Origin of the sequence: Methylorubrum zatmanii, assembly GCF_014845115.1 — a bacterium.
Classification (GTDB): domain Bacteria; phylum Pseudomonadota; class Alphaproteobacteria; order Rhizobiales; family Beijerinckiaceae; genus Methylobacterium; species Methylobacterium zatmanii.
Map to the genome: position 1 here is coordinate 1 of NZ_NKUI01000339.1, position 2,514 is coordinate 2,514.

At 71.0% G+C, this 2,514-nt stretch carries 3 protein-coding genes; all 3 read left to right on the forward strand.

What is annotated here, in order from left to right:
• Nucleotides 1-349 precede the first annotated feature (349 nt).
• Nucleotides 350-892, forward strand: coding sequence for a gluconokinase (locus MZTS_RS24510; protein ID WP_192285923.1), 543 nt, complete (start codon nucleotides 350-352; stop codon nucleotides 890-892).
• A 12-nt stretch (nucleotides 893-904) separates the two neighbouring features.
• Nucleotides 905-1,708 (forward strand): Cof-type HAD-IIB family hydrolase, encoded by an 804-nt coding sequence (locus tag MZTS_RS24515; protein WP_192285925.1) that lies wholly within the window; start codon nucleotides 905-907, stop codon nucleotides 1,706-1,708.
• A 244-nt stretch (nucleotides 1,709-1,952) separates the two neighbouring features.
• A partial coding sequence (locus MZTS_RS24520) for a transglycosylase SLT domain-containing protein (protein WP_192285927.1) occupies nucleotides 1,953-2,514 on the forward strand: 562 nt, incomplete at its 3' end.

Consider the following 2,514-nt stretch of genomic DNA (forward strand, 5'->3'; position numbering starts at 1 on the left):
GCCGGCAGGATCGAGCAGCCCGACACCGCCGCAGCGGTGACGAGAACAGTGGCAAGAGCGCGCATTCGGATCGCCTGGCGGTTTCCCTCATCGGGTGGGTAGCCCAAACCGGCCAAGCTGTCCGTGGCGAGGCCGCCACACCGGCTGAGGGAGCACGGAATACCCCTTCTGTCCCCGCTGCCCACATCTTTCCCGGCAGGGCCCCGTCCCCAGCGCCGGGTGGAACACGACCCCAGCCCGAAGGATGGTCCCGCTGCCGGGCTCCGCTACCTGACCTCCGCCGGCCGGGCCCGGGAGCACGACCGGGCGAGCGACGCCATTGTGCAAAAGACCGTTTGCAAGGAGCCGGATGACCGTTCCCACCCCTTCCGCACCGACTGTCCTCGTGGTGATGGGCGTGTCGGGCTCCGGTAAGAGCACCGTGGCCGCCCTGCTGGCCGAGACGCTCGGCTGGCCCTTCGTCGATGGCGACGATTTCCATACCCCCGAAAGCGTCGCCCGGATGCGGGCGGGCCATCCCCTCGACGATGCGGCCCGCGCCCCCTGGCTCGGCCGGATCCGGGCGTGGATCGACGCCCGGCTCGCGGCCCACGAGCCCGGCATCGTCGCCTGCTCGGCGCTCAAGCGCGCCTATCGCCGGGCCCTGACCGGGGATCGCCCGGACGTCCGCATCGTCTTCCTGGAGGGAAGCCGGGCGGTGATCCAGGGCCGGGTCCAGGCGCGGCACGGCCATTTCATGCCCGCCTCCCTGCTCGACAGCCAGTTCGCCGCCCTCGAACCGCCGGGGCAGGAGGAGAACCCGATCACCGTCGGGATCGAGGACGGCCCCGACGCCATCGTCGCAGCGGTTCTCACCCGCCTCGGCCCACCGGCCGGCGGCCTCTGCGAATAGGGAGGATCGCCCATGGATATCGCCCTCGTGGTCTCCGATGTCGACGGAACCCTCGTCACCGACGACAAGCGGCTCACCCCGGCCGCCCTCGCGGCGGTCCGCCGGCTCGGCACGGCGGGAATCGGCTTCACCCTGGCCTCCAGCCGGCCGCCGGTCGGCCTGCGCCATCTGGCCGAGGCCCTCGATCTGCGGCTGCCTCTGGGCGCCTTCAACGGCAGCACCGTCTGCGGCCCCGATCTCGCGTCGATCTCGGAGACGCTGATCCCGGAGGCGGTCGCCCGCGAGGCGGCGCGGCGCCTCGACGACGCGGGCGTCGATCTCTGGGTGTTCGCCGACGGCTCCTGGAATTTGCGCAACGGACAGGGCCCCTATACCGACCTGGAACGCCGCACCCTTCAGACCGAACCGAGGATCGTGCCGGATCTCTCCGCCCTGCTCGGACGCGCGGCCAAGATCGTCGGCGTGAGCCGCGACCGTGATGAACTCGCGCGGCTCGAAAAAAGGCTCGCGGCGGCTCTGGACGGCCGCGCCGTGGTGCATCGCTCGCAGCCCTACTATCTCGACGTGACGCCGCCCGGCATCGACAAGGGCAGCTTCGTCACCGATCTCGGCCGGCGCCTGGGCATCCCGCGGGAGCGAATCGCCACCCTCGGCGACGCGGCCAACGACATCGCCCTGTTCCGGGAGAGCGGCCTGTCGATCGCCATGGGCAACGCCGCCCCCGCCGTGCGGCAGGCGGCCTCGGCGGTGACCGCCAGCAATCAGGAAGACGGTTTCGCCCGCGCGATCAATCGCTTCGTATTCGGCGACCCCTGAGATCCATGCCGCTCGCGGCGTCCGCCACCTGTGCCCATCCGGCGACAGGGCCGGCGCCGCGGCCGCCTTCCTCCGCAGGGATTTTGGATACGTCCACGTTCCCGCCTCATTTGGACCCGACCCAGGGGAGACAAACTGAGCCGTAACAGGCGACGTTCATGGGGGTCTGCCCGGCAGCCGCTCTCTTCGGAGAGGATGCCGGGCTCCGGATGCCCGTGAGCCGCCCAAAACGACCGGGTCTCCCATGCGCCTTCTCCTCGCCGCCCTACTTGCCGCCGCCGTCCCGGCGCCGGCCTTCGCTCAAGCGGCGCGGGACAACATCGACGCCCTGATCGCCGAGCATGCCCGGGCCAACAAGGTTCCGGAGGCGTTCGTTCACCGGGTCGTCAAGCGCGAGAGCAACTACAATGCCCGTGCCAAGGGCGGCTCGGCCCTCGGCCTGATGCAGATCAAGCACGCGACCGCCCGCGGCCTCGGCTATAGCGGCGACGCCTCCGGGCTCTACGACCCCGACACCAATCTGAAATACGGCATCGCCTATCTCGCCGGCGCCTACCGCGCCGCCAAGGGCGATCTCGAACAGGCCTACCGCTACTACAATCGCGGCTATTACTACGTCGCGAAGCGCCTCGGCATCGAGGCGGACGTCCCGGACAGCGCGAGCACGACCGTCGCGGCCTCGGCCGCTCCGGCCGCCAGCGCGCCCGTCGGCGGCCCCGCGAAATCCGCCAACGGCTTCGACAGCCTGTTCGCCCTGCGCGGCAACGCCCCCGCCGCCGGCCCCCAGGCTCTCGCCTATGCCGCGC

Coding starts and splice junctions, on each gene's coding strand:
- MZTS_RS24510 (WP_192285923.1), top strand. CDS start 350: ATGACCGTTCCCACCCCTTCCGCACCGACTGTCCTCGTGGTGATGGGC.
- MZTS_RS24515 (WP_192285925.1), top strand. CDS start 905: ATGGATATCGCCCTCGTGGTCTCCGATGTCGACGGAACCCTCGTCACC.